Genomic DNA, 24,940 nt, shown 5'->3' with positions numbered 1-24,940 from the left:
AAGCCATCGGTTCAGCGCCCTGTGGGCACGGGCGGACGGGGACGAGGCCGCGCTAACGTAACCCTGTGGCTACAGGTCAGCTGAATCTGCCGTTCGACCCCATCGAGCGTGCCGCGGAGACGTGGCGCGTTCATTTCGGACAGTCCTCGGCCATGGCCGCCGTCACGTCGATCATGAGAGCGCACCAGATCCTGCTGGCGCAACTGGACACGCTGCTCAAACCGTATGACTTGACCTTCGCTCGATACGAGGCGTTGGTGCTGCTGACCTTCAGCAAGTCCGGCGCGCTGCCGCTGTCGCGCATCGGCGAGCGGCTGATGGTCCACCCGACGAGTGTCACGAACACCGTCGACCGCCTCGAACGCGCCGGGCTGGTCCGCCGCATGCGCAACCCCCGCGACGGCCGCGGGGTGCTGGCCGAGATCACCACCCGGGGCCGGGAGGTCGTGAGCGAGGCGACGGACGACCTGATGGCGGCCGGTTTCGGCATGACCATGTACGGCGAGGCGGAGCTCGGCCAGATGTTCGGCCTGCTCAGGACCATCAGGGTGGCCGCGGGGGACTTCGAGGGCTGATCGCGGGGCCGGTCGCTTCTCGTATGCTGGCCAAAAATTAGTAGGACGTCCTAGTATCTTTTCGAGGCCACAAGCCGTCACGAGAAGCCGAGCCGTACAAGGGCGTTAGAGGGAGTTGGCCATGGACGCCGAGGAGATCGAGGCTGGCAGGGCGCGCTGGCAGGCGCGTTTCGACAAGGCAGCCAAGCGTGATTCCGAGTTCCGGACGCTCTCCGGCCTCGACGTCGCGCCCGTATACGGGCCCAAGGAGGACGATCCGCGCTTCGAACGGATCGGCTGGCCGGGGGAGTACCCCTTCACCCGAGGCCTGCACCCCACCGGCTACCGGGGCAAGGCGTGGACCATCCGGCAGTTCGCCGGGTTCGGCAACGCCAAGCAGACCAACGAGCGCTACAAGATGATCCTCGGCGCGGGCGGCGGCGGGCTGAGCGTCGCCTTCGACATGCCGACGCTGATGGGCCGCGACTCCGACGACCCCCGCTCGCTCGGGGAGGTCGGCCACTGCGGCGTCGCCATCGACTCCGCGCTGGACATGGACCTGCTCTTCGACGGCATCCCGCTCGGCGACATCACCACCTCGATGACGATCAGCGGTCCCGCCGTGCCGATCTTCTGCATGTACGTCGTCGCGGCGGAACGCCAGGGGGTGCCGGTCGGCAGGCTCAACGGGACGCTGCAGACCGACATCTTCAAGGAGTACATCGCCCAGAAGGAGTGGCTGTTCGCCCCCGAGCCGCACCTGCGGCTGATCGGCGACCTGATGGAGTTCTGCGCCACGAACATCCCGGCCTACAAGCCGCTCAGCGTGTCCGGCTACCACATCCGCGAGGCCGGGGCGACGGCGGCGCAGGAGCTGGCCTTCACCCTGGCCGACGGGTTCGGCTACGTCGAACTCGGCCTGTCCAGGGGGCTGGACGTGGACGTCTTCGCGCCGGGCCTGTCGTTCTTCTTCGACGCGCACATCGACTTCTTCGAGGAGATCGCCAAGTTCAGGGCCGCCAGGCGGATCTGGGCGCGGTGGCTGCGCGACGTCTACGGGGCCAAGACCGACAAGGCCCAGTGGCTGCGCTTCCACACCCAGACGGCCGGTGTCTCCCTGACGGCGCAGCAGCCGTACAACAACGTGGTGCGCACCGCGATCGAGGCGCTCGCCGCGGTGCTCGGCGGCACCAACTCGCTGCACACCAACGCCCTCGACGAGGTCCTGGCGCTGCCCTCGCAGAAGGCCGCCGAGATCGCGCTGCGCACCCAGCAGGTGATCATGGAGGAGACCGAGGTCGTCAACGTGGCCGACCCGCTCGGCGGCTCCTGGTACGTGGAGGCGCTGACCGACAGGATCGAGGCCGAGGCGGAGGCGATCTTCGCCAAGGTCCGGGACATGGGCTCCGACGGGTCGATGACGTCCGGCATCCTGCGCGGCATCGAGGACGGCTGGTTCATGTCCGAGATCGCCGAGGCGGCCTTCGACTACCAGCGCAAGCTGGAGAAGGGCGAGAAGCGGATCGTCGGCGTCAACTGCCACACCGCCTCCATCGACGAGCCGCTGGAGATCCTCAGGATCAGCCACGAGGTCGAGCGCGAGCAGAACCGCGTCCTCGCCGAGCGCAGGACGGCCCGCGACGGGCAGGCCGTCGAGCGGGCGCTCGCCACGATGGTCGAGGTGGCCAGGGGAGAGGGCAACCTGATCCCGTCCATGCTCGACGCGGTCCGCGCCGAGGCCACCCTCGGCGAGATCTGCGACGCGCTGCGCGAGGTGTGGGGCGTCTACACCGAGCCCGCGCGCTTCTAGCGGGATCCCGAAGACCCGAGGGCCGGGCGAGACGGCCCACCTGCCTCCCTACGGCGCGGGGGGTCCGGTGGGCGCGGCCGCCCGGCCCCGGCCTGTCCTCCGGAAGGCGTCCCGGCGTGGTGCCGAGTCGGCGCAGCCGCCCGGATGCGGCAGGATTGGAGTATGAGCCCAGCGGACTTCAAACGAGCAGGATCGCTCTACGGTGCCGTCGATCTCGGCGCGCGCAAGCAGGCGCTCGACGCGCAGGCGCGCCGGGAGGCCACCGCCCAGGAGACCGGCGGAGTACCGGCTCCGGTCGTCGACGTGGACGACACCAACTTCACGCAGGAGGTCGTCGAACGCTCCATGAACAGCCTCGTGCTGCTGGAGCTCACGGTGACCAGGGCGGAACAGGCCAGGGAGTACAGCCTGCTGCTGGAGAAACTGGCCGCGGAGAACGCGGGCCGGTGGACCCTGGCCAGGGTGGACGTCGAGGTCAGCCCGCAGATCGCCCAGGCACTGCGGGTGCAGAACGTGCCGGCGCTCTACGCCCTCTTCCAGGGCCAGCCGGTCGCCGTCGTCCCGGGCATCGCGACGGAGGCGCAGCTGCGCGACTGGCTCTCGCAGCTCCTTGAGGCCCTCGCGCAGTATCTCCCCCCGGTCCCCGAGGGCGGGCAGGCGCAGGAGCAGCCCGCCGAGCCTCCCACCGACCCGGACGTTCTCGCCGCCGAGCAGGCCATCGACGCCGGTGACCTCGACGCCGCGGTCGCCGCCTACGAGCGGCTGCTGGCGCGCTCCCCGAACAACGAGGACGCCAAGATCGGCCTGGCGGGTCTCGGCCTGATCCGGCGTACCCAGGACGTCGACCCCGCCGAGGTGCAGGGCCGCCTGTCCGACCCCGCCGACCTCGACGCCCAGCTCCTGGCCGCCGACTTCGAGATGCTCTCCGGCGACGTGGACCAGGCCTTCGAACGGCTCGTCGCGGTCGTGCGGCGCACCTCGGGCGACGACCGAGACCGGGTCAGGACCCGTCTGCTCAGCCTGTTCGAGACCCTTCCCGCGGACGACCCCTCCGTGGGCAAGGCCCGCAGGAACCTGGCCAGCGCCCTGTTCTGACCCGTCCGAGGCCTCCCGGGCGCCGCGTGTGTGTCCGCCACCCGCGCCGGGAGGGCCGGGACGCCCCGGATAAGGGTCCGCCCGTAAAAGCGCCGGCCCACGGGTATGGACGCCCCCGGTTTCCGGGCATGAACAGGTCATGCGGGTCGTCACCATCTCCGCGACGTACGGCACCGCCGGAAGCGTTATCGGACCGGCGGTCGCCGGGCGTCTCGGAGTCCCCTTCCTCGACCGGGCGATCCCCGGCACGGTCGCCGTCGAGCTCGGCTGCAGCCTGGAGGACGTCCTGGCGCACGACGACCGGGCCGAGCACGGGCTGGCCCGGCTGCTGGCCGGGGCGATGCGGCTGCCCGCGGCGAGCTTCGGCGGCATCGACATGTACATCCCCGGCGTCATGCCGCTGCCCGCCGAGGACTTCGTCGCCCACACCGAACGGGTGATCAGGCAGATCGCCGGGGAGCAGGGCGGGGTGTTCCTCGGCAGGGCGGGCGCGCTCGTGCTGGCCGACCACCCCGGCGCCCTGCACGTACGGCTGGACGCGCCGCTGACCCGCAGGGTCGTCCAGACGGCGACCCTGAGCGGGGTGACCGAGCGTCAGGCGCGCCGGATCATCGAGGACAACGACCGGGCACGGGCCGCCTACGTCCGCCACTTCTACCGCGCGGACGCGGCCTGCCCGACCCTCTACCACCTCGTGCTGGACAGCACGAGCATCCCGGTCGACACGTGCGTGGAGCTGATTGTGACCGCATCGACAGCTCTGAGCTGAGCGACCCGGTACGGACACCGGTCCGTTGGTGGCACGATGGAGGGACTCCAACCAGTCCTGTCGCGAAGGAGCGAATGACTGTGGCGACCGTGCCGAGCGTGTCCTACTCCATCACCGTGCGCCTTGAGGTGCCCGCAGGGGGCAAGGCCGTCAGCCAGCTCACCCACGCCGTAGAGTCAGCCGGAGGGGTGGTCACCGCACTCGACGTCACCACCGCCGGGCACGAGACCCTGCGCATCGACGTCACCTGCGCCGCACGTGACACCGACCACGCCCAGGCCATCGTCGACAAGCTGGACGCCGTGGAGGGAGTCGTCCTCCACAAGGTCTCCGACCGGACCTTCCTCATGCACCTCGGCGGCAAGATCGAGATGCGCTCCAAGGTGCCGCTGCGCAACCGTGACGAGCTGTCCATGGCCTACACGCCCGGCGTCGCCCGGGTCTCCATGGCCATCGCGCGCAACCCGGAGGACGCCAGGCGGCTGACCATCAAGCGGAACACCGTCGCCGTGGTCACCGACGGCTCCGCGGTGCTCGGTCTGGGCAACATCGGCCCCGCCGCCGCGCTGCCCGTCATGGAGGGCAAGGCCGCTCTCTTCAAGCGCTTCGCCGACATCGACGCCTGGCCGATCTGTCTCGACACCCAGGACGTCGACGAGATCGTCCGCACCGTCCAGGTCATCGCCCCCGGCTTCGGCGGCATCAACCTGGAGGACATCTCCGCGCCGCGCTGCTTCGAGGTCGAGCGGCGGCTGCGGGAGCTGCTGGACATCCCGGTCTTCCACGACGACCAGCACGGCACCGCGATCTGCGTGCTGGCCGCGCTCACCAACGCGCTGCGCGTGGTCGGCAAGGAGCTCGGCGAGGTGCGCATCACGCTGGCCGGCGCCGGGGCGGCCGGTACGGCGGTGTTGCGCCTGCTGCTGGCGGCCGGTGCCCGCAACGTGGTCGTCTGCGACTACCTGGGCGCGGTGCACAGCGGCAGGGAGGACCTCGACGACTCGCTGCGCTGGATCGCCGAGCACACCAACGCCGAGGGCTACGCCGGTGACCTGCGGGGCGCGATCAAGGGGGCCGACGTGTTCGTCGGCGTCTCCGCCCCCGGCATCCTCACCGGCGACGACATCGCGACGATGGCCGACGGAGCGGTGGTCTTCGCGCTGGCCAACCCCGAGCCCGAGGTCTCGCCCGACGACGCCCGCGAGCACGCGGCCGTGGTCGCCACCGGTCGTTCGGACTACCCGAACCAGATCAACAACGTGCTGGCCTTCCCCGGTGTCTTCCGCGGTCTGCTCGACGCGCAGGCCAGCGTGGTGAGCCAGGAGATGCTGCTGGCGGCGGCTCGGGCGCTGGCGGCCGTGGTCACCGCCGAGGAGCTCGGCCCCAACTACATCATTCCCAGCGTGTTCCACGCCGACGTCGCGGGCGCCGTCGCCGCCGCCGTGCGCGAGTCGGCGGGTGGCAGGGCGCGCACCGGCATGACCGAGGCGTAGCACTCAGAGCCTGCGCCCGGGACGGCGGCGGCCGTCCGGCGGGTGTCCGGGGCCGATCGGCTGTGACGGGGTACGGCGTGGCCACAGCACGCCGTACCACCACAGCGCACCGCCGGTGAGCGTCACGCCTGCGGCGGTCGCGGCCCAGGAGGGCAGCCCGGCGGCGGGTTCGACTCCGGCGAGCGGGCCCGTCTCCCAGGGACGCGGCGCACCGAGAACGGACAGGGACCGCGAGGTCCTGCGCCCCGGTCGTGCCCTCTGGTGTCCGGTGCTCGGCGCCCTGACGCCGTGCCCCGTCCGGTGCGGCTCGCCGGTGCCTTGTGTGGGGAGGGTGCCCGCGACGAAGAGGAAGACCAGCGCGAAGAACGCCACGGGGGTGATCGTCGCCTCGCCATCCTGTCGCATTTCTCCCCCATTTATTGGTGTATGTACTGAGGGTTCCCGTTTAGCTGCTTTGCGTAACGCAGGGTGATATCTGGAAGATCTGGAGTGGGGGTAGCGCAGCGAGATCCGCCTTTGACCCTTCATGATGGAGACATGGCGGAGGCGATCTACGTCGGTGGCCTGCTGGTGGCGACGCCGCGGCTCGACGACCCCAACTTCCGGCGGAGCGTGGTCCTCGTCCTGGAGCACGACCTCGACGGCGGCACGCTCGGCGTGGTGCTCAACCGGCCGAGTGACATCTCGGTGACACAGGTGCTGCCCACCTGGGACCCCATGGTGACCGGCCCGTCGGTGCTCTTCCAGGGAGGGCCGGTGCAGACCGACAGCGCCCTGGCCCTGGCCGCGGTCCCGAGCGGGCAGGAGCCCCTGGGGTGGCGGCGGCTGCACTCGGGAACCGACGCGGTCTCCAGGATCGGGACCGTCGACCTGGACGCCCCTCCGGAGATCCTCGCCGGGGAGATCGCACAGATGCGGATCTTCGCGGGCTACGCGGGGTGGTCGGCCGGGCAGCTCGAAGCCGAGATCGGCCAGGGGGCGTGGTACGTCGTGGACTCCGAACCCGGCGACACCTTCCACCACGACCCCGGATCGCTGTGGCGGGCGGTGCTCCGTCGTCAGCGCGACGAACTGGCCTACGTGGCGACCTGCCCCGACGACCCCTCGATGAACTGACCGGGCAGAACGGGGCGGGTCGGCGGTCGGTCCCAGCCGGGACGCAGTGATTCCTCGGCCATCGCGAGCACCGCGTCGAGGCGCGCGCTGATGGAGCCGGTGATGGAGATGTCGTTCACCCGGCAGTGCTCGAAGCCCGTCCTGGCCACCGAGACGAACAGCGCGACGGCGAAGTGCGTCAGCAGGTCGTCGTCGCCGACGCCCTCGCGCCTGGCGACCTCCTCGATCAGCCGCCGCTCGTTGCCCATCAGGCGGTGCATGCTCCCGGCGAGGAGGGCGGGGGTGCTCTCGATCAGCTCACGCGCCTTGAGGAACCTGGCCGTCTCGGTCGGATCGGACTCCTCTAGCATGGCGACGACCGCGCGCATGGCGTGACCGAGGGCGGTGAACGGCGGCTCCTCGGACGGGCGGGCGGCCAGTTCGACGAGCATGACCTCCTGGCCGTCGAGAGGCAGCGAGAGGGCGACGTCCTCCTTGGTCGCGAAGTAGCGGAAGAACGTGCGAGGCGAGACGTCCGCCGCGGCCGCGATCTGGTCGACGGTCGTTGCCTCGTAGCCCTGCTCGGCGAACAGGTCAAGGGCGGCGTCGATCAACGCGAGCCTGGTCCTGTGCTTCTTGCGCTCGCGCAGGCCGTGCTGACCCATGCGTGTCACCTCTCCGAAACGTATCGTTCACAGTCTGCCATAAGTCATGGGCTGCCTCTTCAAAGGATTTGTCACTTGTCAGCGACTGTCATAAATTACCGGGTGTTGACGCCTCAATCGACATAAGCGGGGCGAAGCGAACTCACGAGGGGACCCCTTCCCATGGCACAAGCCAAGACGGTGGCCGCACCACCACCGTCGGACCTGGGCACGACGCGACAGGGCCACCCATGGCTCACACTTCTGTCCGTGTCGCTCGGCGTGATCATGGTGATGCTGGACGGCACCGTCGTCTCCATCGCCAACCCGGTGATCGCCCAGGACCTCAAGGCATCTCTGTCCGACCTGCAGTGGGTGACCAGCGGTTACCTGCTCGCGCTCGCCGTGTTCCTGATCACCGCGGGGAAGCTCGGTGACCTGTTCGGACACAAGCGAATCTTCCTGATCGGCGTCGCGGGCTTCGCGCTCAGCTCGCTCGCGATCGGCCTCAGCTCCTCGGTCGGCATGCTGATCGGGCTGCGCGTGCTCCAGGGCCTGTTCGGCGCGCTGCTGCAGCCCGCCGCCCTCGCGCTGCTGCGGGTCGCCTTCCCCGGCGAGCGGCTGAAGACGGCGATGGGTGCCTGGGGCGGCATCATCGGCCTGTCCAGCGCCGCGGGCCCGATCGTCGGCGGCCTGCTGGTCGAGAACGTCAGCTGGCAGTCGGTCTTCTTCATCAACGTCCCCGTGGGCATCGCCGCCCTGGCCATGGGCCTGTGGGTGCTGACCGAGAGCCGGGCGCGGACCCTGTCCAGGGTCGACTGGCTGGGCGTCCTGCTGTTGTCGGTCGCGATGTTCTCCCTGGTCTGGGCGATCATCCAGGCTCCCACCTGGGGCTGGGGCGACGCGCGCACGATCGGCTTCCTGGCCGCGGCCGTGGTGGTCGGCGGGGTGTTCCTGTGGTGGCAGACCCGCTCGTCGGAGCCGCTCCTGCCGCTCAGCCTCTTCGCCAACGCCTCGGTCTCCATCGGCACCGGCCTGATGATGCTGGTCGCGTTCTCCATGTTCGGCGCGATGTTCTTCCTCACGTTCTTCTTCCAGGGCGTGCACGGCCTCTCGCCCCTGGAGTCGGGTCTGCGGATGCTGCCGATGAGCGCGGGCATGATCGTCGCCTCACCGCTGGCCGCCGTGCTCATCGGCAGGTTCGGCACCAAGATCACGATCACGGGCGGCATGCTGATCACCGGGCTGGCGATGTTCCTGCTGTCCCGGCTCAGCCTCGACGCGGCGTTCATCGACAGCGGTATCCCGTTCGCCCTGCTCGCCTTCGGCCTCTCGCCGGTCTTCGTCGGCGCGACCGAGATCATCGTCGGCAACGCCCCGGAGGACCTCAGCGGCGTCGCGGGCGGAGTCCAGCAGTCGGCCATGCAGGTGGGCGGAGCACTCGGCACCGCCATCCTCGGTGCGATCGTCTCGGCCAGGGTCGCCGGCGTCTACCAGGACCACTGGGCGCAGGCCAAGCTCCCCGCACTGCCTCCGCAGCAGGTGGACGGGCTGCAGGAACTCGCCACCTTCGGCGGGGCGCCGACCGCCCAGATGATGCCGGGCGTGCCCGAGCCGCTCGTGCAGGCCATCGGCAAGGTCTCCCACCTGTCCTTCCTGGACGGCATGCACCTGGGTTTCACCGTCAGCACGGGCGTCGCGGTGCTGGCCGCCGTGCTCGCGCTGTTCGTCAAGGCGGGCCGCAAGAGCGAGGACGCCCCCATCCACATGGGGTGATCCCTGCGACGGCTCCCGCCCTTGCCGGCGGGAGCCGTACCCGTTCCTGGCGGGGTCGGTGGAGAAACGGCGTGCGCCGGATCCGGGATCGCGGCCCCGCGGGCATAAAATCGTCAGGGTGAGCACGAAAATTCTCCCTGAGAGCGACATCCGTCCCGACCTCTCGTTCGGTGACGGCGACCACGAGCGGTTCGCCCACTACGTCGAGAAAGACAAGATCATGGAGAGCGCGTTCACCGGCACCCCGGTGCGCGCGATCTGTGGCAAGGTCTGGGTGCCGAACCGGGACCCGCAGAAGTTCCCGGTCTGCCCCGAGTGCAAGGAGATCTACGAAGGACTCCCGAAGGGCGAGGACGACAGCGGCAAGGAATGAGTGTTGCTGACGGGTGATCGCCGCCGATGAGGCTACGGTCGGGATGTCACCGCCTGGCGGTTGACGGCCAGCGAACGTGACATCTCGGGGGAGTGCATGGCTCGGCGTGCGATCGCCGTCGTCTCGGCGTGCCTGTTCACCGTGGGCGCCCTGCCCGGACTCCCCGCCACGGCGGCCGCCGTGAGCGGACGAGGCTGTACGGCGGGCGCGCGGGGAGCGCTCCCCGGCAGGGGCTCGGAACCGTACGCCCCGCGGCCCGCGCAGGTCGCCGAGATGCTCGCCGACCTCGCGCTGCGCCGGTCGCGGGCGCGACGCGTCCCGACGGCCACCATCACCGTCCCCACCTGGGCGCACGTCGTCACCGAGGGTGTCCTCGGGGCGCAGGACGACGCGGTGCGCGCGCAGATCGCCGCCCTCAACTCCGCCTACGGAGGCCGCTACGGCGGCGTGGACACCGGGGTCCGCTTCCGGCTCGACGGGATCACCAGGACCGAGAACACGGCCTGGTTCCGCGGTCCGCTCACCTACGAACGGCCGCTCAAGCAGATGCGCCGGGGTGGCCCGGAGACCCTCAACCTCTACATCGCCCAGCTCGGCCAGCTCGTGCTCGGCTACTCGACCTACCCCCACTGGTACCGCAACGAGCCCCAGCTCGACGGTGTGGTCGTCGACTGGCGGACGCTGCCCGGCGGGTCGCTGCGGAACTTCGACCGGGGGTTCACCGCCGTCCACGAGATCGGCCACTGGCTGGGCCTGCTGCACACCTTCGAGAACGGTTGCGAGTCGCCCGGAGACGCGGTCGACGACACCCCGCCGGAGGCTCAGCCGACCGAGGGCTGCCCGGCGGCCAAGGACACCTGCAAGGGTGGCGGTTCCGACCCGATCCACAACTTCATGGACTACGCCCAGGATCGCTGTATGTCCGAGTTCACCACCGGACAAGCGGGCAGAATGCATGAAATATGGGCCCTTTACCGCAGTCGGGAGGCGGCCACTACCCTTAACGGGTGACAGTACCGAAGACCCTCTACGCTCCATACCAGTCCCCCCGGATCTTCGGTCCGGAATACCGCACGGCCTCCCTCGGGATCCTGCTCGTCGTCACCCTGATCGCCTTCGAAGGCATGTCCGTCGGTGCCGTGATGCCCGCGGTGTCCGAGGACCTCGACGCGCTCGACCTGTACGGCATGAGCTTCTCGGCCTTCCTCATCGCGGGCCTTTTCGCCAACGTCGTCGCCGGGCTCTGGTCCGACCGCAGAGGGCACGCCTGGCCCTTCCTGCTCGGGGTCGGCCTGTTCGTGACCGGCATGGCGATGGCGGGCGCCGCCGGGTCGAAGGAGTTGTTCATCGCGGCACGGGCCGTGCAGGGCCTCGGCGGCGGGGCGGTCATCGTGGCGGTCTACGTGATGATCGCGCGGGTGTACGTGCCCGAGGCCAGACCCAAGGTCTTCGCCGCCCTGTCGGCCGCCTGGGTGCTGCCCGCGCTGGTCGGCCCCGGCCTCGGCGGGCTCGTCGCCGCGACGCTCGGCTGGCGCTGGGTCTTCTACGGCATCGTGCCGCTGGTGATCCCCGCCCTGCTGATGCTCCTGCCCGCGCTGCGCCCGCGTGGGGCCGAAACCGAACCAGGTGCCGGGCCGGACACGGAAGCGGGGGTCGCTCCGGCGCCCTCCGGGGAGCGGTCGAGGCCGCTGGCGATGACCCTGGCGGCCTCGGCGACCGCCGCGGGCGCCGGAGCGCTCCTGTACGGCGTCGACCTCCTGCACCTGAACCCGGGGGTCGGCTGGTCCGCCACCCTGGCCGGTCTGGCGCTGCTGGCCGCGGGCCTGCCCAGGCTGCTGCCGCGCCGGGCGCTCATGTTCGGCCGGGGCCTGTCGACCACGGTGATGATGCGCGGTGTGCTCTCCGCCTCCTTCTTCGGGATCAACTCCTTCATCCCGCTGCTGCTCACCCAGGTGCGCGGCTTCTCGGTGATCGAGGGCGGGGTGGCGCTCACCATCGGCGCGCTCGGCTGGACGACCGGCTCCTACCTGCAGTCCAGGCGCGAGTTCGACCGCCCCCGCCTGGTACGGCTCGGCGCGGCCTCGGTCACCTCCGGAGTCCTGCTCACCCTGCTCGCGCTGGTGCCCGGGGTGACCGGCTGGATCACCGTGCCCGCCTGGGTGCTCGCCGGGTTCGGCATGGGCATCGCCATGACCAGCGTCAACGTCACCGCCATGCGCCAGTCTCCCGACGCCGAGCAGGGCGCGAACTCCGCCGCCCTCCAGGTCGTCGACACCCTTGGCAGCGCCCTGACGATCGGCTTCGGCGGAGTGCTGATCAACGTGATCGGCCACGACGACATCGCCACCGGCTACACCACGATCGCCGTCCTGATGGCGGCGGTCGGGCTGCTGGGGGTGGCCGTCGCGGGCCGCATGCGGGAAGCCGCCTGAGCCGGTCGTTTTCCCGCTGACGACGATCATCTATAGCCGGACCGGGTAAGGACGGGCATGGTAGGACGGTAGAACCGTGACCACCGGGAAGGCAGGCGTCGTGGACGAACGACCTCGCCAGGCGTGGCCGCCGGAGCGCCCCGAGGGGGAGGACGCCTCCGGCGTGTCCCGCGTGCCACAGGACACGCCGCGTCGCACGCGTCGTGGAAGCGCTCCCTACGCGGCTCAGGAGACCCGGGCTCACGCCGCCCCCACCTTCGAGCCCCCCGCCGAGCCGCACGAGCCCGACGCCTCGCAGGAGGCACGTGACGGCCGGGACGAGGGCCACCTGGTGTGGTCACCGGTGGCGGAGACGGGCGGAACGCCGGGGGAGTCCGGGGCGCCGGGGACGCCGGGGACGCCGGGGACATGGCCACCGGACAGGCGTCCGCGTCCCGCCCAGCACCGGGCCTCGCTCTGGGACCGGGACGAGGCGGAGCCCCCAGAGGCGCCGAGACCGGCCGAGACCCCGGAGACGGCGGACAGCGAGACGGCGGACAGCGAGACGGTGCCCACGCCGGTGCTCGCGCCGGTCGACGGCGGACGTGGCGGCTGGGTGTCCGAGGAGACCGACGACGGAGACCTGCGGGGGTGGACCTCGGAGGAGTTCCGGGGGAGGACCGCCGGGCCCTGGGCGTTCTGGAGGCGTGGACGTGTCCGGCGCCTGGGCAGGGCACGGCGGGAGGGGGAGGGGATCTGGCCGGAGGAGTCGGTGTGGGAGACCCACCGGCCCTGGCCGCTCAACGACGACGACTCCCCCCAGGACGAGCTGCCGCCCTCGGCCCGCTGGTACGGCTCACCCGTGGCGCCTCCCCCCAGCAGGGCGGGGCGGCTGCGGCGCCTGCTCCTCGGGGCGGTGGCGGCGGCGGCCGGTCTCGCGGTCGGCTTCGCCGTCGCCGTGCTGCTCCCCCCGCTGCTGCTGTGGCAGGCCCCCTCGGACGCCCAGGCCGCCACCAGGCCCGCCGTGGTGAGCGACCCCGTCACGGGTGTGACGTACCCGTTGCCCGCGGGCTGGCGGGTCGGCGCGGTGCCGCCGGTCACCGGGTTCACCTCCATCGCGGGCGGCGACGGCGCGGTGACGGTCATGACCGGGCCCGCCGAGCCGGGAGACGACCCCGCCAAGACCGCGGCCGGTCTGGCCGACCTGTACGGCAGGCTGCTGCTCCACGGCGACGAGGTCAAGGTCGTCGACGACCGGGCGGTCACCGTGAACGGGCGGACCGGACGGAGCCGTTCCCTGCGCGCGGAGTACCACGACGTCGTCAACCGGCCCGCCTACCTCAGGCTGGTCCTGCTCACCGGGAAGGGCGGCGAACCGGTCGTCGTGGTCGGCGTCGCCCAGCCCGACGATCCCGCCCTGCGCGGTGCGATCGACAAGGTGATCTCCGGGCTCCGTTAGCCCCTACTCCGGCCCGCAAGGGCCCCCACGGGCCTCGGGTGTTCCCCCGGGGTCCCAGGGGAGGCGTCAGGGCGTGACGGCGGGTGGGGAGCGGGTCGTTGGCGCCGGTGAGGGCCTGGTGGCGGGCGGCGGGCGGCGGCCGTGGGGCGGGCCGTACCCGGATGGGAGGGGCCCTAGCACGCGGGGGCGTTATCGGCGAGGATCTCGCCCGATCGGCACGCCTGACGGTTGCGGCGATTACTCTGATGACACTGTGAGCACCTTCGCCGCCTCCCACCTGTCCCCCTCGTTTCCGGACCGTGCCGCCTGGGGCACCGCGCCGAAGCTGCGCGCGTGGCAGCAGGAGGCGCTTGACCTGTACCTCAGGCGTGAGCCGCGCGACTTCCTCGCGGTCGCCACGCCCGGCGCGGGCAAGACGACCTTCGCGCTGCGCATCGCCAGTGAGCTGCTGTCGCGCGGGCTCATCCGGGCTGTGACGATCGTCACACCCACCGAGCATCTCAAGCAACAGTGGGCCGACGCCGCCTCCAGGGTCGGCATCGCCATCGACCCGGAGTTCAAGAACAGCCAGGGCGCGACCTCACGCGACTACGTCGGGGTCGCCGTCACCTACGCCCAGATCTCGATGCACCCGGCGCTGCACCGCGCCAGGACCGAGGCGCGCAAGACCCTGGTCATCTTCGACGAGATCCACCACGCGGGTGACGCGAAGTCCTGGGGCGACGGGGTGCGCGAGGCGTTCGAGCCCGCGACCCGGCGCCTGGCCCTGACGGGCACGCCGTTCAGGTCCGACGTCAACCCGATCCCGTTCGTCACCTACGCCGAGGACGGCGAGGGCGTACGGCGCAGCGTCTCCGACTACTCATACGGCTACGGGCCGGCCCTGGCCGACGGCGTCGTCCGGCCGGTGATCTTCCTTGCCTACGCGGGGGAGATGCGCTGGCGGACCCGCGCGGGCGACGAGATCGCCGCGACGCTGGGCACGCCGCTCACCAAGGACCAGCTCGGCCAGGCCTGGAAGGCCGCCCTCGACCCGAAGGGCGACTGGATCCGGCAGGTGCTGCACGCCGCCGACCGGCGGCTGACCGAGGTGCGCAGGGGCGTCCCCGACGCCGGAGGCCTGGTCATCGCCACCGACCACGAGACGGCCCGCGCCTATGCCAGGCACATCCGCACGATCACCGGGGAGGGCGCCACGGTCGTGCTCTCCGACGACCCCGACGCGTCCAAGAAGATCAAGCAGTTCTCGGCCTCACAGGACCGCTGGCTGGTCGCGGTCCGGATGGTCTCCGAAGGCGTCGACATCCCGCGCCTGGCGGTCGGGGTCTACGCCACGAGCACCTCGACCCCGCTGTTCTTCGCCCAGGCCGTCGGCCGTTTCGTGCGGGCGCGCAAGCGCGGGGAGACGGCCTCGGTCTTCCTGCCCTCGGTGCCGACCCTGATGGGCCTGGCCGGGGAGATGGAGGCCGAGCGCGACCACGTGCTCGACCGCAAGCCGCCGGAGGACGGCCTGGACGACTTCCTGCTCGACGACGCCCAGCGCAAGAAGGACAACCCCGACGTCGTCGGTGACGAGCTGCCCTTCGAGACGCTTGAGGCGGTCGCCACCTTCGACCGGGTCCTGTTCGACGGCGGCGAGTTCGGCACCGGCGCCGAGCCGGGCTCCCCCGAGGAGGAGGACTTCATCGGACTGCCCGGCCTGCTGGAGCCCGACCAGGTGCGCACGCTGCTGAGCAAACGGCAGTCCGACCAGCTGAAGGCCAAGCGCGCCGCCCCCGAGCCCAAGGAGACGCAGGTCGCCCCGCACGAGCTCATCGCCAACCTGCGCCGTGAGCTCAACACCCTGGTCGGGGCCTGGAACCACCGCACCGGCCAGCCCCACGGCGTCATCCACGCCGAGCTGCGCCGGGCCTGCGGCGGCCCGGCTATCGCCCAGGCGACCGCCGAACAGGTCCAAGAGCGGATCGACAAGATCCGCCAGTGGGCCGTCCAGCGCTCGCGCTGACCGGCGTCCGGCAGGGCACGGACGCCCTCCGCGGCACTTTCCGTGACGCCTTCCGCGACGTCTCCTTTGATGTCTCCCGTGCCGTTTTCCGTGCGGGCCGTGCAGGCTCAGGGGACGCCTCCGTGGGCGTCGGGGACGCCGAGGGGCGGGGCGTGGCCGAGGAGACGGCAGCGGGCTGTTCGAGCGGGATCGTCGGCCTGGTCAGCGTGGGACCGCTGATCCAGAACGTGGTCGCCTCAAGGCCGACCAGCGCGAAAGCGCCTCCGACCCGGGCCGAGCCGCGGCCCCGCATCACCAGCCACAGGCCGAGCGGAGCCAGGACCAGCCACGAGATGCCGAGCAGGAGCATGTGGGATCACCACCGGAGGTCATGGGATACGACTCTCCGTAACTAGCTCCTGCCGTGCCGGGCGGCGACGGCCTTTGACCTTTGATGACCCGCCTGTGGCCGCATACGGGAGGCCTGTCAGGAACGGAGCACCGGCTCGCCGGTGAGAACGGCCCCCGCGGCCCTGAGCTGGTCGAGAGCCGCCTCGGTCGTCCGCCTGGCGACCCCCGCCGTCAGGTCCAGCAGCACCCGTACGGCCAGTCCCTCACGGACCGCGTCCAGGGCGGTGGCGCGCACACAGTGGTCGGTGGCGATGCCCACGACGTCGACCGTGTCCACCCGGCGGGCCGCCAGCCACTCGGCCAGGCTCGTGCCGTCCGGGGCGCTGCCCTCGAAACCGCTGTAGGCGGCGGCGTCGGCGCCCTTGCTGAAGACCTCCTCGACCCCGGCGGTGTCGAAGGCGGGGTGGAACAGCGCGCCGTGGCTCCCGGCCACGCAGTGGGCGGGCCAGGAGTCCACGTAGTCGGGGGAGGCGGAGAAGTGGTCGCCGGGATCGACGTGGAAGTCACGGGTGGCCACGACGTGGTCGTAGCCGTGCGAGGCGGCGTGCCTGGAGATGGCGGCGGCGACCTCGGCGCCACCGCCGACCGCGAGACTGCCCCCCTCGCAGAAGTCGTTCTGGACGTCGACGACGATCAGCGCTGTTGCCATGGGGCCAGTCAAACACGTCCGAGGCCGTGTCCGGCAGCCGGGTTCGCCCGTCCTCACTCGTCGAAGACGGTGGGGACGGCCTCGTAGCCCCTGGCCAGCTGACGGGCCGTGGCGGGCAGTTCGGCGACGGCCAGCCGGTGCCGCTCACGGGCGGCCTCCAGCGGCTCGCCGCCCACGATCTCCCCGCCGCGCACCAGCTCCACCTGGAGCGGGCGGCTGCCGGCGGGCCGCTCGCCGGAGACGGTGACCAGCTCGGCGTCGGCCGTACCCGACTCGTCCAGCCTTCTGAAGGCGTGCTTGCGACCGCCCCGGCTCGGCTTGCCCACCGACCGCTTGGCCACCGGACGCATCACCCCCTCCTCGTCCTGCCTGGCGACGAGCTTGTAGACCAGCGCCGCCGTCGGCGCCCCGGAACCGGTGACCAGCGAGGTGCCGACGCCGTAGCCGTCGACGGGGGCGGCGGCGAGCGCGGCGATGGTGTACTCGTCCAGGTCACTGGTGACGATGATCCGGGTCTTGTGGGCGCCCAGCTCGTCGAGCTGGGCGCGGACCGCGTAGGCGACCTCGGCCAGGTCACCGGAGTCGAGCCTGACCGCCCCCAGGTCGGGTCCCGCGAGCTCGACGCCGGTCCGTACGGCCTCCGCCACGTCGTAGGTGTCGACCAGCAGTGTGGTCCCGGCGCCGAGGGAGTCGATCTGGGCCCGGAAGGCCGCCTTCTCCGAGTCGTGGAGCAACGTGAAGGCGTGGGCGGCCGTCCCGGCGGTCGGCACGCCGTACAGGTGGCCCGCCATCAGGTTGGAGGAGGAGGCGAACCCGCACAGGTAGGCGGTCCGCGCGGCGGCCACGGCGGCCATCTCGTGGGTGCGCCGCGAACCCATCTCGATGATCGGCCTCGGCCCGGCGGCGTGGACCATGCGGGAGGCCGCGGCCGCGATGGCGCAGTCGTGGTTGAGGATGGACAGGACCACGGTCTCCAGCAGCACGGCCTCGGCGAAGGTGCCCTCGACGGTCAGGATGGGGGAGCCGGGGAAGTAGCAGTCTCCCTCGCGGTAGCCGTACACGTCGCCGGAGAAGCGGTAGCCGGACAGGAACTCCAGCGTGGGCTCGTCGACCACCCGGTTCTCCCGCAGGAAGGCCAGTTCACGCTCGCCGAACCGGAAGTCGCGCAGCGCGTCGAGCAGGCGCCCGGTGCCCGCCACCACCCCGTAGCGCCGTCCCTCGGGCAGATGCCTGGCGAACACCTCGAACGTCGCCCGCCGGGAGGCGACCCCGTCGCGCAACGCCGCCTGCAGCATCGTCAGCTCGTAGTGGTCGGTCAGCAGCGCGCTGTTCATGCTCGTACTCACGAGTCGAAGACTAAGCCCGAGGTAGGGCAGACTGGGGTACGTGGGTAGCACTGCTCCAATGGAGGTCGAGCGTCCGTCGATCGACGTGCGGCCCGATCGGCCGTGGTTGACGATCGTCTGGAACGACCCGGTCAACCTGATGTCCTATGTCACCTATGTCTTCCAATCCGTCTTCGGATACTCGAAGGAGAAGGCGGAGAAACTGATGCTGGACGTGCATCACAAGGGCAGGGCCGTGGTGTCGAGCGGCACGCGCGAGGAGATGGAACGCGACGTGCAGATCATGCACTCCTACGGGCTGTGGGCCACGCTGCAGCAGGACTCGTGAGTGCGGCCCGCCCGACGCGGCGGTGACATCAGACGGTGACATCAGAAGGTGACATCAGAGGGCGCCGTGGCGTGTGAGGCGTGCGGACGAACGAAAGTGGTGAGCGAACGGTGAGTTCGGGATTCAGCCGTGGCCGTGAGGGCGGCGTCGTCACGAACTTCGACGACGCCGAGGTCTCCATCCTGAGATCGCTGGCCTCCCACACGCTGGACCTGGTCGAACCGGGTGAGACGGGGGACGACCCGCTGGAGCGCGCGCTGGGCATCGGACCCGCGGAGAAGCCCGACGACCCGGTGCTCGCCAGGCTCTTCCCCTCCGCCTACGAGGACGCCGAACAGTCGGCCGACTTCCGCCGCTACACCGAGACCACCCTGCGCGAGGGCAAGCGGGCCGACGCGCAGACCATGCTCGACGGCCTGGAGACCGGTCACGCCGAGCTCACCCTGGAGCAGGCGCGGGCCTGGATGCGCGCCCTGAACGACGTCCGGCTGGTCCTCGGCACCCGGCTTGAGGTGACCGAGGAGGCCCACAACGAGCTGGCGGGGATGAGCGAGGACGACCCCCGCTATCCGGTCCTCGTCCTGTACGACTGGCTGACCTACCTCCAGGAGACCCTGGTTCACGCCCTTTGGTAACTTCCAGGCATGCTCACCATCTCCCGGGAACTGGTTGACAGGATCATCGCGCACGCACGGGCCGACCACCCGGACGAGGCCTGCGGCGTGATCGCCGGACCGATCGGCTCCGACTCCCCGCAGCGGTTCGTCGCGATGGTCAACGCCGAACGGTCGCCGACCTTCTACCGCTTCGACTCGCTGGAGCAGCTGCGCGTCTGGCGCGAGATGGACGACCTCGACGAGGAGCCGGTGGTCATCTACCACTCCCACACCTCGACGGAGGCCTACCCCTCACGCACCGACATCAGCTACGCCTCGGAGCCCAACGCCCACTACGTGCTGGTCTCCACCCGCGAGGAGCTGGGCGAGGAGGTCGAGTTCCGGTCCTACCGCATCCTCGACGGCGTGGTGACCGAGGAAGAGGTCAAGATCGTCCCAGCGTGACGGCCGTCTCGGGGGGTGACACGGCAATGGGGGAGGAAAACCCGTTGGGTAGACTGGCGGTCATGATGACCGCCGACCCGAGCCAGGAGGACGTCGTGCTCTCACGTCCCGATGCGTGGGCCGGGAACGCGGGCCTCGCGCCCGTGCAGAACTTCCTGTTCGCGCACACCCCCTCCGTCGTCGTCTACGACTGTCGCTGATGACAGCTCCGGACCTCCCTCCGGAATCCCCCCGTGCCCACCGGTGTTCCGAACCGGTGGACGCCTCCCCGACGACAGCACGACGACACAAGGAGACTGACCCGCGATGGCCATCGAGGTTCGCATTCCCACCATCCTGCGCACCTTCACCGAGGGTGCCAAGGCTGTCGACGCCAAGGGCGCGACGCTGGAGGAGCTGATCGGCGACCTGGACTCCCGGCACCCCGGGCTGAAGGACCGTCTGGTCGACAAGGGCGCGCTGCGCCGTTTCGTGAACGTCTACCTCAACGACGAGGACGTCCGCTTCCTGGGCGGCCTGGAGACCCCCGTCGCCGACGGCGACACGGTCACCGTCCTTCCGGCCGTGGCCGGCGGCTCCCGCTAGCGAGACATATGGGCCACCACCGGTTCGGTGGTGGCCCACGCCGATGTTTCTGGTTTGTTAACACGAGGCGGAAGCCCTACACCATGCGCTTTGACTCACTGATCGACTCGGTAGGTCGTACCCCCCTGGTCGGCCTGCCCCGACTCTCCCCCTCACAGGACGTGCGGATCTGGGCCAAGCTCGAAGACCGCAACCCGACGGGCTCGATCAAGGACCGCCCGGCGCTGTGGATGATCGAGCAGGCCGAGAAGGACGGGCTGCTGCGGCCCGGCTGCACGATCCTCGAACCCACCAGCGGCAACACGGGCATCTCACTGGCGATGTCGGCCCGGCTCAAGAGCTACCGGCTGATCTGCGTGATGCCGGAGAACACCTCGGAGGAGCGCCGTCAGCTGCTGCGGATGTGGGGAGCGGAGATCGTCTCCTCCCCGGCGGCCGGTGGCTCGAACGAGGCCGTACGGGTCGCCAAGGGCATGGCGGCGGAGAACCCCGACTGGGTGATGCTCTACCAGTACGGAAACCCGGCCAACTGGCGTTCGCACTACGAGACGACGGGGCCGGAGATCCTGGAGGACCTGCCGTCCGTCACCCACTTCGTCGCGGGCCTGGGCACGACCGGCACCCTGATGGGTGTCGGCCGCTTCCTGCGCGAGCGCGTCCCCGGCGTGCGGATCGTGGCCGCCGAGCCGCGCTACGGCGAGCTGGTGTACGGCCTGCGCAACGTGGACGAGGGCTTCATCCCCGAGCTCTACGACCCCGACGTCCTGACCACCCGTTTCTCCGTCTCCTCGGGAGACGCGCTGCGGCGGACCAGGGAGCTGCTGTCCACCGAGGGCATCTTCGCGGGTGTCTCGACCGGTGCCGCCCTGCACGGGGCGCTCGGCATGGCGGCCAAGGCCCTCAAGGAGGGCGAGCGCGCCGACATCGTGTTCGTGGTGGCCGACGGCGGCTGGAAGTACCTGTCGACCGGCGCCTACGAGGGCACCCTGGACGAGGCCGAGGAACGCCTCGAAGGCCAGCTCTGGGCCTGATTCTCCCCGTGGCCCCCGGGAGGCCGTGAGAAGGCCTTCCGGGATGGGGGTCCCTAGCGGGCGTAGGGCGAGGCCGCCTTTGTGAGCTCGCGGACGGTGTCGTCGGCGTCCGCCTGGAGCAGGCCGTTGTTCACCATGGGGACGCAGTCCGGCATGACGTCGACGATCGCGGCGGGGCCGTCCGGATAGCGGAAGCGCAGCTGGAAGGGCCGCCCGCGCAGGTCCGAGACCCGGCGGCAGGTGTTGTCGCCGGGCCGGGTCCCAAGGGAGTTCAGGGCCCTGGTCAGGGCCTCGGCGGTCTCGGCGTCGTGCTCCCGCCGTACGGGGGGAGCGTCCGGCCGGTGGGGCCGTCCGCAGGCCAGGACCGAGACGGCTCCCTCGGGCACCATCTGTTCGTTCTGTCCCCTGCGGCCGGTCGGCCGGCCCTGGCAGGCGTCGGCGGGCCGTACGGGGCGCCAGGTGCCCGTCTCGTAGGCGGCGGTGATCTCCGGCCCGATGTAGGAGGGGCTGCCGACGGCGCCGTTGGTGGTCGTCACACAGGAGTTGACCTCCTCGGCGCTGCCCAGCCACAGGACCTTCCCGTCGTCGTAGACGAAACGGACGAGGTAGTTGGTCATCGGGCCGCCCATCAGCGTGCAGGGCCCCAAGGGCGTTTTCCCGGCGGCGGGAAGGTAGTCCAGGTCGCGGGCCATCGCCACGGCTCCTTCCGTCAGGGACCTGGACCCGGCCAGCCGCGTGCCGCCGGGGTGGGTGTTGTCCCCGGGGTAGGCGCAGATCAGCGCCGAGACCGGATCGCCGGGCACGAGGGACCCGCCGACCCCGGCGACGCCGGAGGGTCCGGGCACCCAGCCGCCGGGGGCCTCGCCGCCCCACCGCTGCGGGCACGGTGGCGGGGCCGCAGGAGGCCCGGCGGCCGACCGCGAGGCCGGTACGGCGGTTGCGCACCCGGCGACGGCCAGGACGATCACGATCACGGGCAGGGACTTCACGACGATGACACGTCGGAGACGGGGGATCGGTTCACCGGCTTCGCGGGTTCGCATCGAGGGGTGCGGGGTCGTGGTCCACGGCGGGGAGAAACGCGAAAGGGCGGGCGTCCCGGGTGGGACGCCCGCCCTCAGACGGCGGGTTCGGGAAGGGTCAGTTGAACACCAGCCGCATGGAGAAGGTCGAGTCGCTGCCCGACTGGGTTCCGCTGATGCCCACGGCCTTCAGGACCTGAAGGCTGGCCCGCTCCTCGCCCTGGAGGTTCTGCAGGTAGAGGTGCTCCAGCTTGTCGAGGTCGACATAGGCGGCGAAGGTCGCCTTCTCGGCGTCGGGGACCGCCAGCCTGAAGCCCTCGTCGTCGCCGAGGGCGCCGTCCTTGGCCAGTTCGGCGGCGTACTCGGGGGAGCTGGCCAGTACGAAGCTGCCGTCGCCGGGGGCCTTGGCCAGTTGCGGGGTCGTGGTGCCGGAGTCGGCGAGGGCCTTCTCGATCTTGGCGACGATCTCCTGGGCCTTGGCCGGGTCGGTGATGACGCGGGCGCCGAACTTCGGCTGGTTGGCGTCCAGGCCCCTGGAGTCCAGGGCCAGGGTCAGGTTCTTGCCGAGCAGCGTGGACAGGTCGGCGGGCAGGGCGAGGCCGTACTGCTGCTGGGCCTGGTCGGCGAACCGCTGAAGACCGGCGCCCGTCTGGTCGGCGGACTTCAGGATCTGGGCCCACTGCTTGCCGACGACGTCACCGAGACCGGAGATGGACAGGGCGGCGGCGGTCGAGGCGGGAAGCGTGCTGATCCTGGAGGTCTCGGGCTGGCCCATGTCCAGGTTCTGCGCGCCACGGGTGACGCCGGCCAGTTCGACGTAGTCGCCGTCGAAGCGCAGCGCGCCGGCGACCCTGAGGTTCTTGACCTGCGCGAGCGCCTCGGGGTTGCGGGTGGCCACCTCGGGTGCGAAGTCGGCGATCTTCCCGGCGTGGAGCCAGAAGGACAGGACACCGGTCTCGCCCAGGGCGTTCAGGTCGTCGGAGAAGGCGGTGTTGTCGGACAGCGGCGCGACCCTGACGGCCTGGTCGGCCTGGTCCTGGGTCTGGGCGAGCAGCGCGTAGTCCTCGCGGAAGGCGACGCCGTACTTCGCGCCGCCCATCAGCTTGGAGAGCCCGGCCTTCGCCTTGTCCTGGTCGGAGACCTGCACGGCCACGACCACGCCCGGCTCCGCGCCCGTCTTGGTCGGGGAGAGCACGGCGACGCCGATGCGGCTGCCGAGCCAGGGCTCGACGTCGGTGGCGTAGTTGATCTTGTCCAGGCCGCCGTCCTCCTTGATCAGGTCGAACAGCGCCTTGCGCGGGTCGTCCCCGGTGAAGGAGGAGCGGGTGACGTCGAACTTCCTGGCGATGCTGAACAGCGCCAGTTTCTGGTTGGCGGCCGGGTCGAGGTCCAGGCGCACGTAGCCGATCGCGTCACCGGGCAGCACGTCGTGGGGCTGGGTGCCGCCGCCGCTCAGCAGGCTGACCGCGAAGGCGCCGCCACCGCCGACGAGGGCGACGACCAGCGCGGCGATCAATCCGATCAGCCAGCCCCTGCCCTTCTTGGCGGGCCGGGCGGTCGGCTGCCCGGGGCCGAGGAAGTCCGGGTTCTGCTGCCAGGTGGGCTGCTGGCCGTAGCCGGGCTGCTGGCCGTAGTTCTGCGGATAACCCGGCTGGGCCTGCTGGCCGTACCCCGCCTGCTGGCCGTACGCCTGCTGACCGTGGCCGGGTTGCTGGCCGTAACCGGGTTGCTGACCGTAGCCGGGCTGCTGGCCATAACCGGGTTGCTGGCCGTACGCCTGTTGCTGGCCGTGGACCTGCTGGTCCTGGTGCTGCTGGCCGTAGCCGGGCTGCTGGTAACCGCCGTCCTGGGGGTAGCCCTGAGATTGTGGCCGGTAGGCGATCGTCCTGTCAGGTTCCTGGCCCGGGTAGGGCGGCTGGCCGGGGGGGTTGTTGGCAGACATGCTCACTCACAATGTGGACTTCTCTCGGATACCGAGAAGTTAGTGCACATCGGTAGCAACCCGCTTGCATTGAACTAACCACGCGATTGCTCCATCCAACGCGCCCGCACGCCGGAGGCCGCTGATCTTCCCGGGAAACACCCCGTCTTCTTCCAAAAGGTGACATATGCCAAGGGGAGCCAGGAATACCGGTCAAACCCGATAGAGTGACCCTTCCAGAATATAGTTCGGGGAGCGTGGATGACGAAGTTCGATGAGGCGACGCGGGCGGTCCGGGTGGACGAGACCACCTACGACGTGCACCTGGACCCCGGATACGCCGTCGGAGGACCGCTCAACGGGGGCTACCTGCTGGCCGTACTGCTGCGCGCCGTCGTGGACGCCTCCCCGCACGAGCACCCCGTGACCACCAGCGCGCAGTTCCTGCGCGTCGCCCCGCCCGGCCCCGCCAGGGTGCGGCTCGAACCGCTCAAGTCGGGCAGGACCGTCACGATGACCAGGGCGACCCTCCTGCAGGACGACGTCCCGCTGATCGAGACCCTCGTCACGACCGCCACCCTGAACGACGTCGCCCCCGACTGGAGCGACGGTCCCTCGGCGACCATGCCCCCCATCGAGGAGTGCTTCAGGCCGCCCGTCCCCGATCCCGGCTCGGGCATGACGCTCAACGAGCGGATGGAACTGGCCTTCGACCCGCCGACCGCAGGCTGGCTCGACGGCAGGCCCACCGGGCGTCCCGAGGCCCGTGCCTACTTCCGGCTGGCCGAGGGGAGGGAACCCGACCCCTACGTGCTGGCGATGGCCGTCGACTGCCTGCCGCCGGTGGTCTTCTCCGCGGGCGCCCGCGGCTGGGCGCCGACCGTGGACCTCACCTGGCACCTGCGCGCCCTGCCCGCCCCCGGCTGGCTCACCCTGCTCGGCAGCGGACGGCTGATCGGTGACGGCTGGTTCGACGAGGAGGTCGAGGTCTGGGACTCGGCCGGACGCCTCGTCGCCCAGTCGCGGCAGCTCGCCAGGGTGGGGCGCGGCTGATCTTTTCGCGATGATTGATCGTGTTGTGAGGATTCTTACCGTGAGCGGTCGTCCCAGGTCGCCTAACCTT

Annotated in this window: 26 protein-coding genes; 20 read left to right on the top strand and 6 right to left on the bottom strand. The window is 70.7% G+C overall.

From position 1 onward, the window contains the following. Positions 1 to 65 precede the first annotated feature (65 nt). The 5 genes from ABZ470_RS04135 (at position 66) to ABZ470_RS04115 (ending at position 5,721) form a co-directional block, all read left to right on the top strand. The gene (locus ABZ470_RS04135; RefSeq protein ID WP_352009623.1) at positions 66 to 575 is read left to right on the top strand and encodes a MarR family transcriptional regulator; all 510 of its coding nucleotides are present in this window, start codon (positions 66 to 68) and stop codon (positions 573 to 575) included. Positions 576 to 696: 121 nt separating this feature from the next. Beyond that, positions 697 to 2,364: a methylmalonyl-CoA mutase family protein gene (locus ABZ470_RS04130; protein ID WP_352009622.1), complete on the top strand. Its 1,668-nt coding sequence runs from the start codon at positions 697 to 699 to the stop codon at positions 2,362 to 2,364. A gap of 162 nt (positions 2,365 to 2,526) precedes the next feature. Next, entirely contained in the window at positions 2,527 to 3,459 is a 933-nt protein-coding gene (locus tag ABZ470_RS04125; protein WP_352009621.1) for a tetratricopeptide repeat protein, read from the top strand. Positions 3,460 to 3,598: 139 nt separating this feature from the next. Further along, positions 3,599 to 4,228, top strand: coding sequence for a cytidylate kinase-like family protein (locus ABZ470_RS04120; RefSeq protein ID WP_352009620.1), 630 nt, complete (start codon positions 3,599 to 3,601; stop codon positions 4,226 to 4,228). An 80-nt stretch (positions 4,229 to 4,308) separates the two neighbouring features. Next, positions 4,309 to 5,721, top strand: a complete 1,413-nt coding sequence (locus ABZ470_RS04115; protein ID WP_352010159.1) for an NAD-dependent malic enzyme — start codon at positions 4,309 to 4,311, stop codon at positions 5,719 to 5,721. 3 nt (positions 5,722 to 5,724) lie between these two features. On the opposite strand, the gene ABZ470_RS04110 is transcribed toward ABZ470_RS04115, so the two are convergent. Continuing rightward, positions 5,725 to 6,126, bottom strand: coding sequence for a hypothetical protein (locus ABZ470_RS04110; RefSeq protein WP_362909821.1), 402 nt, complete (start codon positions 6,124 to 6,126; stop codon positions 5,725 to 5,727). 132 nt (positions 6,127 to 6,258) lie between these two features. Between ABZ470_RS04110 and ABZ470_RS04105 the strand changes: the two genes are divergently transcribed. Further along, entirely contained in the window at positions 6,259 to 6,837 is a 579-nt protein-coding gene (locus ABZ470_RS04105) for a YqgE/AlgH family protein (RefSeq protein ID WP_352009618.1), read from the top strand. Here ABZ470_RS04105 and ABZ470_RS04100 read toward each other — a convergent pair. After that, positions 6,798 to 7,481 carry a TetR family transcriptional regulator gene (locus ABZ470_RS04100; RefSeq protein WP_362909819.1) on the bottom strand — a complete coding sequence of 228 codons (684 nt, stop codon included), beginning with the start codon at positions 7,479 to 7,481 and terminating at the stop codon, positions 6,798 to 6,800. The genes ABZ470_RS04105 and ABZ470_RS04100 overlap by 40 nt on opposite strands. A 249-nt stretch (positions 7,482 to 7,730) precedes the next feature. On the opposite strand from ABZ470_RS04100, the gene ABZ470_RS04095 reads away from it, so the two are divergent. The 7 genes from ABZ470_RS04095 to ABZ470_RS04065 all read left to right on the top strand — a co-directional run bounded on the left by ABZ470_RS04095 (position 7,731) and on the right by ABZ470_RS04065 (position 15,879). After that, a complete protein-coding gene (locus tag ABZ470_RS04095) occupies positions 7,731 to 9,236 on the top strand; it encodes an MFS transporter (protein WP_352009616.1) in 1,506 nt (501 codons plus the stop codon). 118 nt (positions 9,237 to 9,354) lie between these two features. Beyond that, positions 9,355 to 9,609 carry a DUF3039 domain-containing protein gene (locus ABZ470_RS04090; protein ID WP_352009615.1) on the top strand — a complete coding sequence of 85 codons (255 nt, stop codon included), beginning with the start codon at positions 9,355 to 9,357 and terminating at the stop codon, positions 9,607 to 9,609. Positions 9,610 to 9,705: 96 nt separating this feature from the next. Continuing rightward, positions 9,706 to 10,620, top strand: coding sequence for a zinc metalloprotease (locus ABZ470_RS04085; protein WP_352009614.1), 915 nt, complete (start codon positions 9,706 to 9,708; stop codon positions 10,618 to 10,620). Next, on the top strand, positions 10,617 to 12,041 hold the full coding sequence (locus tag ABZ470_RS04080) for an MFS transporter (RefSeq protein ID WP_352009613.1): 1,425 nt from the start codon (positions 10,617 to 10,619) through the stop codon (positions 12,039 to 12,041). The genes ABZ470_RS04085 and ABZ470_RS04080 overlap by 4 nt, the downstream gene beginning before the upstream one ends. 76 nt (positions 12,042 to 12,117) lie before the next feature. Then, positions 12,118 to 13,479, top strand: a complete 1,362-nt coding sequence (locus ABZ470_RS04075; protein ID WP_362909817.1) for a hypothetical protein — start codon at positions 12,118 to 12,120, stop codon at positions 13,477 to 13,479. Between the two features lie 253 nt (positions 13,480 to 13,732). Next, positions 13,733 to 15,484, top strand: a complete 1,752-nt coding sequence (locus ABZ470_RS04070) for a DEAD/DEAH box helicase (protein WP_352009611.1) — start codon at positions 13,733 to 13,735, stop codon at positions 15,482 to 15,484. A gap of 122 nt (positions 15,485 to 15,606) precedes the next feature. Then, entirely contained in the window at positions 15,607 to 15,879 is a 273-nt protein-coding gene (locus ABZ470_RS04065) for a hypothetical protein (protein WP_352009610.1), read from the top strand. 71 nt (positions 15,880 to 15,950) lie between these two features. On the opposite strand, the gene ABZ470_RS04060 is transcribed toward ABZ470_RS04065, so the two are convergent. Then, complete coding sequence (locus ABZ470_RS04060) at positions 15,951 to 16,523, bottom strand: isochorismatase family protein (protein ID WP_362909814.1); 573 nt, start codon at positions 16,521 to 16,523, stop codon at positions 15,951 to 15,953. 53 nt (positions 16,524 to 16,576) lie between these two features. Further along, on the bottom strand, positions 16,577 to 17,857 hold the full coding sequence (locus tag ABZ470_RS04055; RefSeq protein WP_362910350.1) for a nicotinate phosphoribosyltransferase: 1,281 nt from the start codon (positions 17,855 to 17,857) through the stop codon (positions 16,577 to 16,579). A 52-nt stretch (positions 17,858 to 17,909) separates the two neighbouring features. Here ABZ470_RS04055 and clpS point away from each other — a divergent pair, with 52 nt between their 5' ends. The 6 genes from clpS to ABZ470_RS04025 all read left to right on the top strand — a co-directional run bounded on the left by clpS (position 17,910) and on the right by ABZ470_RS04025 (position 20,874). Then, positions 17,910 to 18,197, top strand: a complete 288-nt coding sequence (gene clpS, locus ABZ470_RS04050; RefSeq protein WP_352009608.1) for an ATP-dependent Clp protease adapter ClpS — start codon at positions 17,910 to 17,912, stop codon at positions 18,195 to 18,197. Between the two features lie 110 nt (positions 18,198 to 18,307). Then, entirely contained in the window at positions 18,308 to 18,832 is a 525-nt protein-coding gene (locus ABZ470_RS04045) for a DUF2017 domain-containing protein (protein WP_352009607.1), read from the top strand. 9 nt (positions 18,833 to 18,841) lie between these two features. Then, complete coding sequence (locus ABZ470_RS04040; protein WP_352009606.1) at positions 18,842 to 19,258, top strand: M67 family metallopeptidase; 417 nt, start codon at positions 18,842 to 18,844, stop codon at positions 19,256 to 19,258. Positions 19,259 to 19,320: 62 nt separating this feature from the next. Beyond that, a complete protein-coding gene (locus ABZ470_RS04035) occupies positions 19,321 to 19,458 on the top strand; it encodes a hypothetical protein (RefSeq protein WP_352009605.1) in 138 nt (45 codons plus the stop codon). Between the two features lie 106 nt (positions 19,459 to 19,564). Next, the gene (locus tag ABZ470_RS04030; RefSeq protein WP_352009604.1) at positions 19,565 to 19,843 is read left to right on the top strand and encodes a MoaD/ThiS family protein; all 279 of its coding nucleotides are present in this window, start codon (positions 19,565 to 19,567) and stop codon (positions 19,841 to 19,843) included. An 83-nt stretch (positions 19,844 to 19,926) separates the two neighbouring features. Then, complete coding sequence (locus tag ABZ470_RS04025) at positions 19,927 to 20,874, top strand: cysteine synthase (protein WP_362909812.1); 948 nt, start codon at positions 19,927 to 19,929, stop codon at positions 20,872 to 20,874. A 53-nt stretch (positions 20,875 to 20,927) separates the two neighbouring features. On the opposite strand, the gene ABZ470_RS04020 is transcribed toward ABZ470_RS04025, so the two are convergent. Both ABZ470_RS04020 and ABZ470_RS04015 read right to left on the bottom strand, forming a co-directional pair. Then, the gene (locus ABZ470_RS04020; RefSeq protein WP_362909810.1) at positions 20,928 to 21,863 is read right to left on the bottom strand and encodes a hypothetical protein; all 936 of its coding nucleotides are present in this window, start codon (positions 21,861 to 21,863) and stop codon (positions 20,928 to 20,930) included. A 151-nt stretch (positions 21,864 to 22,014) separates the two neighbouring features. Beyond that, the gene (locus tag ABZ470_RS04015) at positions 22,015 to 23,838 is read right to left on the bottom strand and encodes a DUF3352 domain-containing protein (RefSeq protein WP_362909808.1); all 1,824 of its coding nucleotides are present in this window, start codon (positions 23,836 to 23,838) and stop codon (positions 22,015 to 22,017) included. A gap of 240 nt (positions 23,839 to 24,078) precedes the next feature. Here ABZ470_RS04015 and ABZ470_RS04010 point away from each other — a divergent pair, with 240 nt between their 5' ends. Further along, a complete protein-coding gene (locus tag ABZ470_RS04010) occupies positions 24,079 to 24,870 on the top strand; it encodes a thioesterase family protein (protein WP_352009600.1) in 792 nt (263 codons plus the stop codon). Positions 24,871 to 24,940: the final 70 nt, after the last annotated feature.

This window comes from Streptosporangium sp. NPDC020072, from assembly GCF_040631445.1.
Taxonomy (GTDB): domain Bacteria; phylum Actinomycetota; class Actinomycetes; order Streptosporangiales; family Streptosporangiaceae; genus Streptosporangium.
Note: the sequence above shows the minus strand (reverse complement) of the source record. Positions and strands in the feature narration are given on the sequence as shown.

What these genes read in the sequence shown, in the direction of transcription:
- ABZ470_RS04125 (WP_352009621.1), top strand. Translation starts at nt 2,527, where the DNA reads ATGAGCCCAGCGGACTTCAAACGAGCAGGATCGCTCTACGGTGCCGTC.
- ABZ470_RS04025 (WP_362909812.1), top strand. Translation starts at nt 19,927, where the DNA reads ATGCGCTTTGACTCACTGATCGACTCGGTAGGTCGTACCCCCCTGGTC.
- ABZ470_RS04120 (WP_352009620.1), top strand. Translation starts at nt 3,599, where the DNA reads ATGCGGGTCGTCACCATCTCCGCGACGTACGGCACCGCCGGAAGCGTT.
- ABZ470_RS04015 (WP_362909808.1), bottom strand. Translation starts at nt 23,838, where the DNA reads ATGTCTGCCAACAACCCCCCCGGCCAGCCGCCCTACCCGGGCCAGGAA.
- ABZ470_RS04010 (WP_352009600.1), top strand. Translation starts at nt 24,079, where the DNA reads ATGACGAAGTTCGATGAGGCGACGCGGGCGGTCCGGGTGGACGAGACC.
- ABZ470_RS04105 (WP_352009618.1), top strand. Translation starts at nt 6,259, where the DNA reads ATGGCGGAGGCGATCTACGTCGGTGGCCTGCTGGTGGCGACGCCGCGG.
- ABZ470_RS04100 (WP_362909819.1), bottom strand. Translation starts at nt 7,481, where the DNA reads ATGGGTCAGCACGGCCTGCGCGAGCGCAAGAAGCACAGGACCAGGCTC.
- ABZ470_RS04040 (WP_352009606.1), top strand. Translation starts at nt 18,842, where the DNA reads ATGCTCACCATCTCCCGGGAACTGGTTGACAGGATCATCGCGCACGCA.
- ABZ470_RS04030 (WP_352009604.1), top strand. Translation starts at nt 19,565, where the DNA reads ATGGCCATCGAGGTTCGCATTCCCACCATCCTGCGCACCTTCACCGAG.
- ABZ470_RS04110 (WP_362909821.1), bottom strand. Translation starts at nt 6,126, where the DNA reads ATGCGACAGGATGGCGAGGCGACGATCACCCCCGTGGCGTTCTTCGCG.
- ABZ470_RS04085 (WP_352009614.1), top strand. Translation starts at nt 9,706, where the DNA reads ATGGCTCGGCGTGCGATCGCCGTCGTCTCGGCGTGCCTGTTCACCGTG.
- ABZ470_RS04060 (WP_362909814.1), bottom strand. Translation starts at nt 16,523, where the DNA reads ATGGCAACAGCGCTGATCGTCGTCGACGTCCAGAACGACTTCTGCGAG.
- ABZ470_RS04035 (WP_352009605.1), top strand. Translation starts at nt 19,321, where the DNA reads ATGATGACCGCCGACCCGAGCCAGGAGGACGTCGTGCTCTCACGTCCC.
- ABZ470_RS04055 (WP_362910350.1), bottom strand. Translation starts at nt 17,857, where the DNA reads ATGAACAGCGCGCTGCTGACCGACCACTACGAGCTGACGATGCTGCAG.
- ABZ470_RS04130 (WP_352009622.1), top strand. Translation starts at nt 697, where the DNA reads ATGGACGCCGAGGAGATCGAGGCTGGCAGGGCGCGCTGGCAGGCGCGT.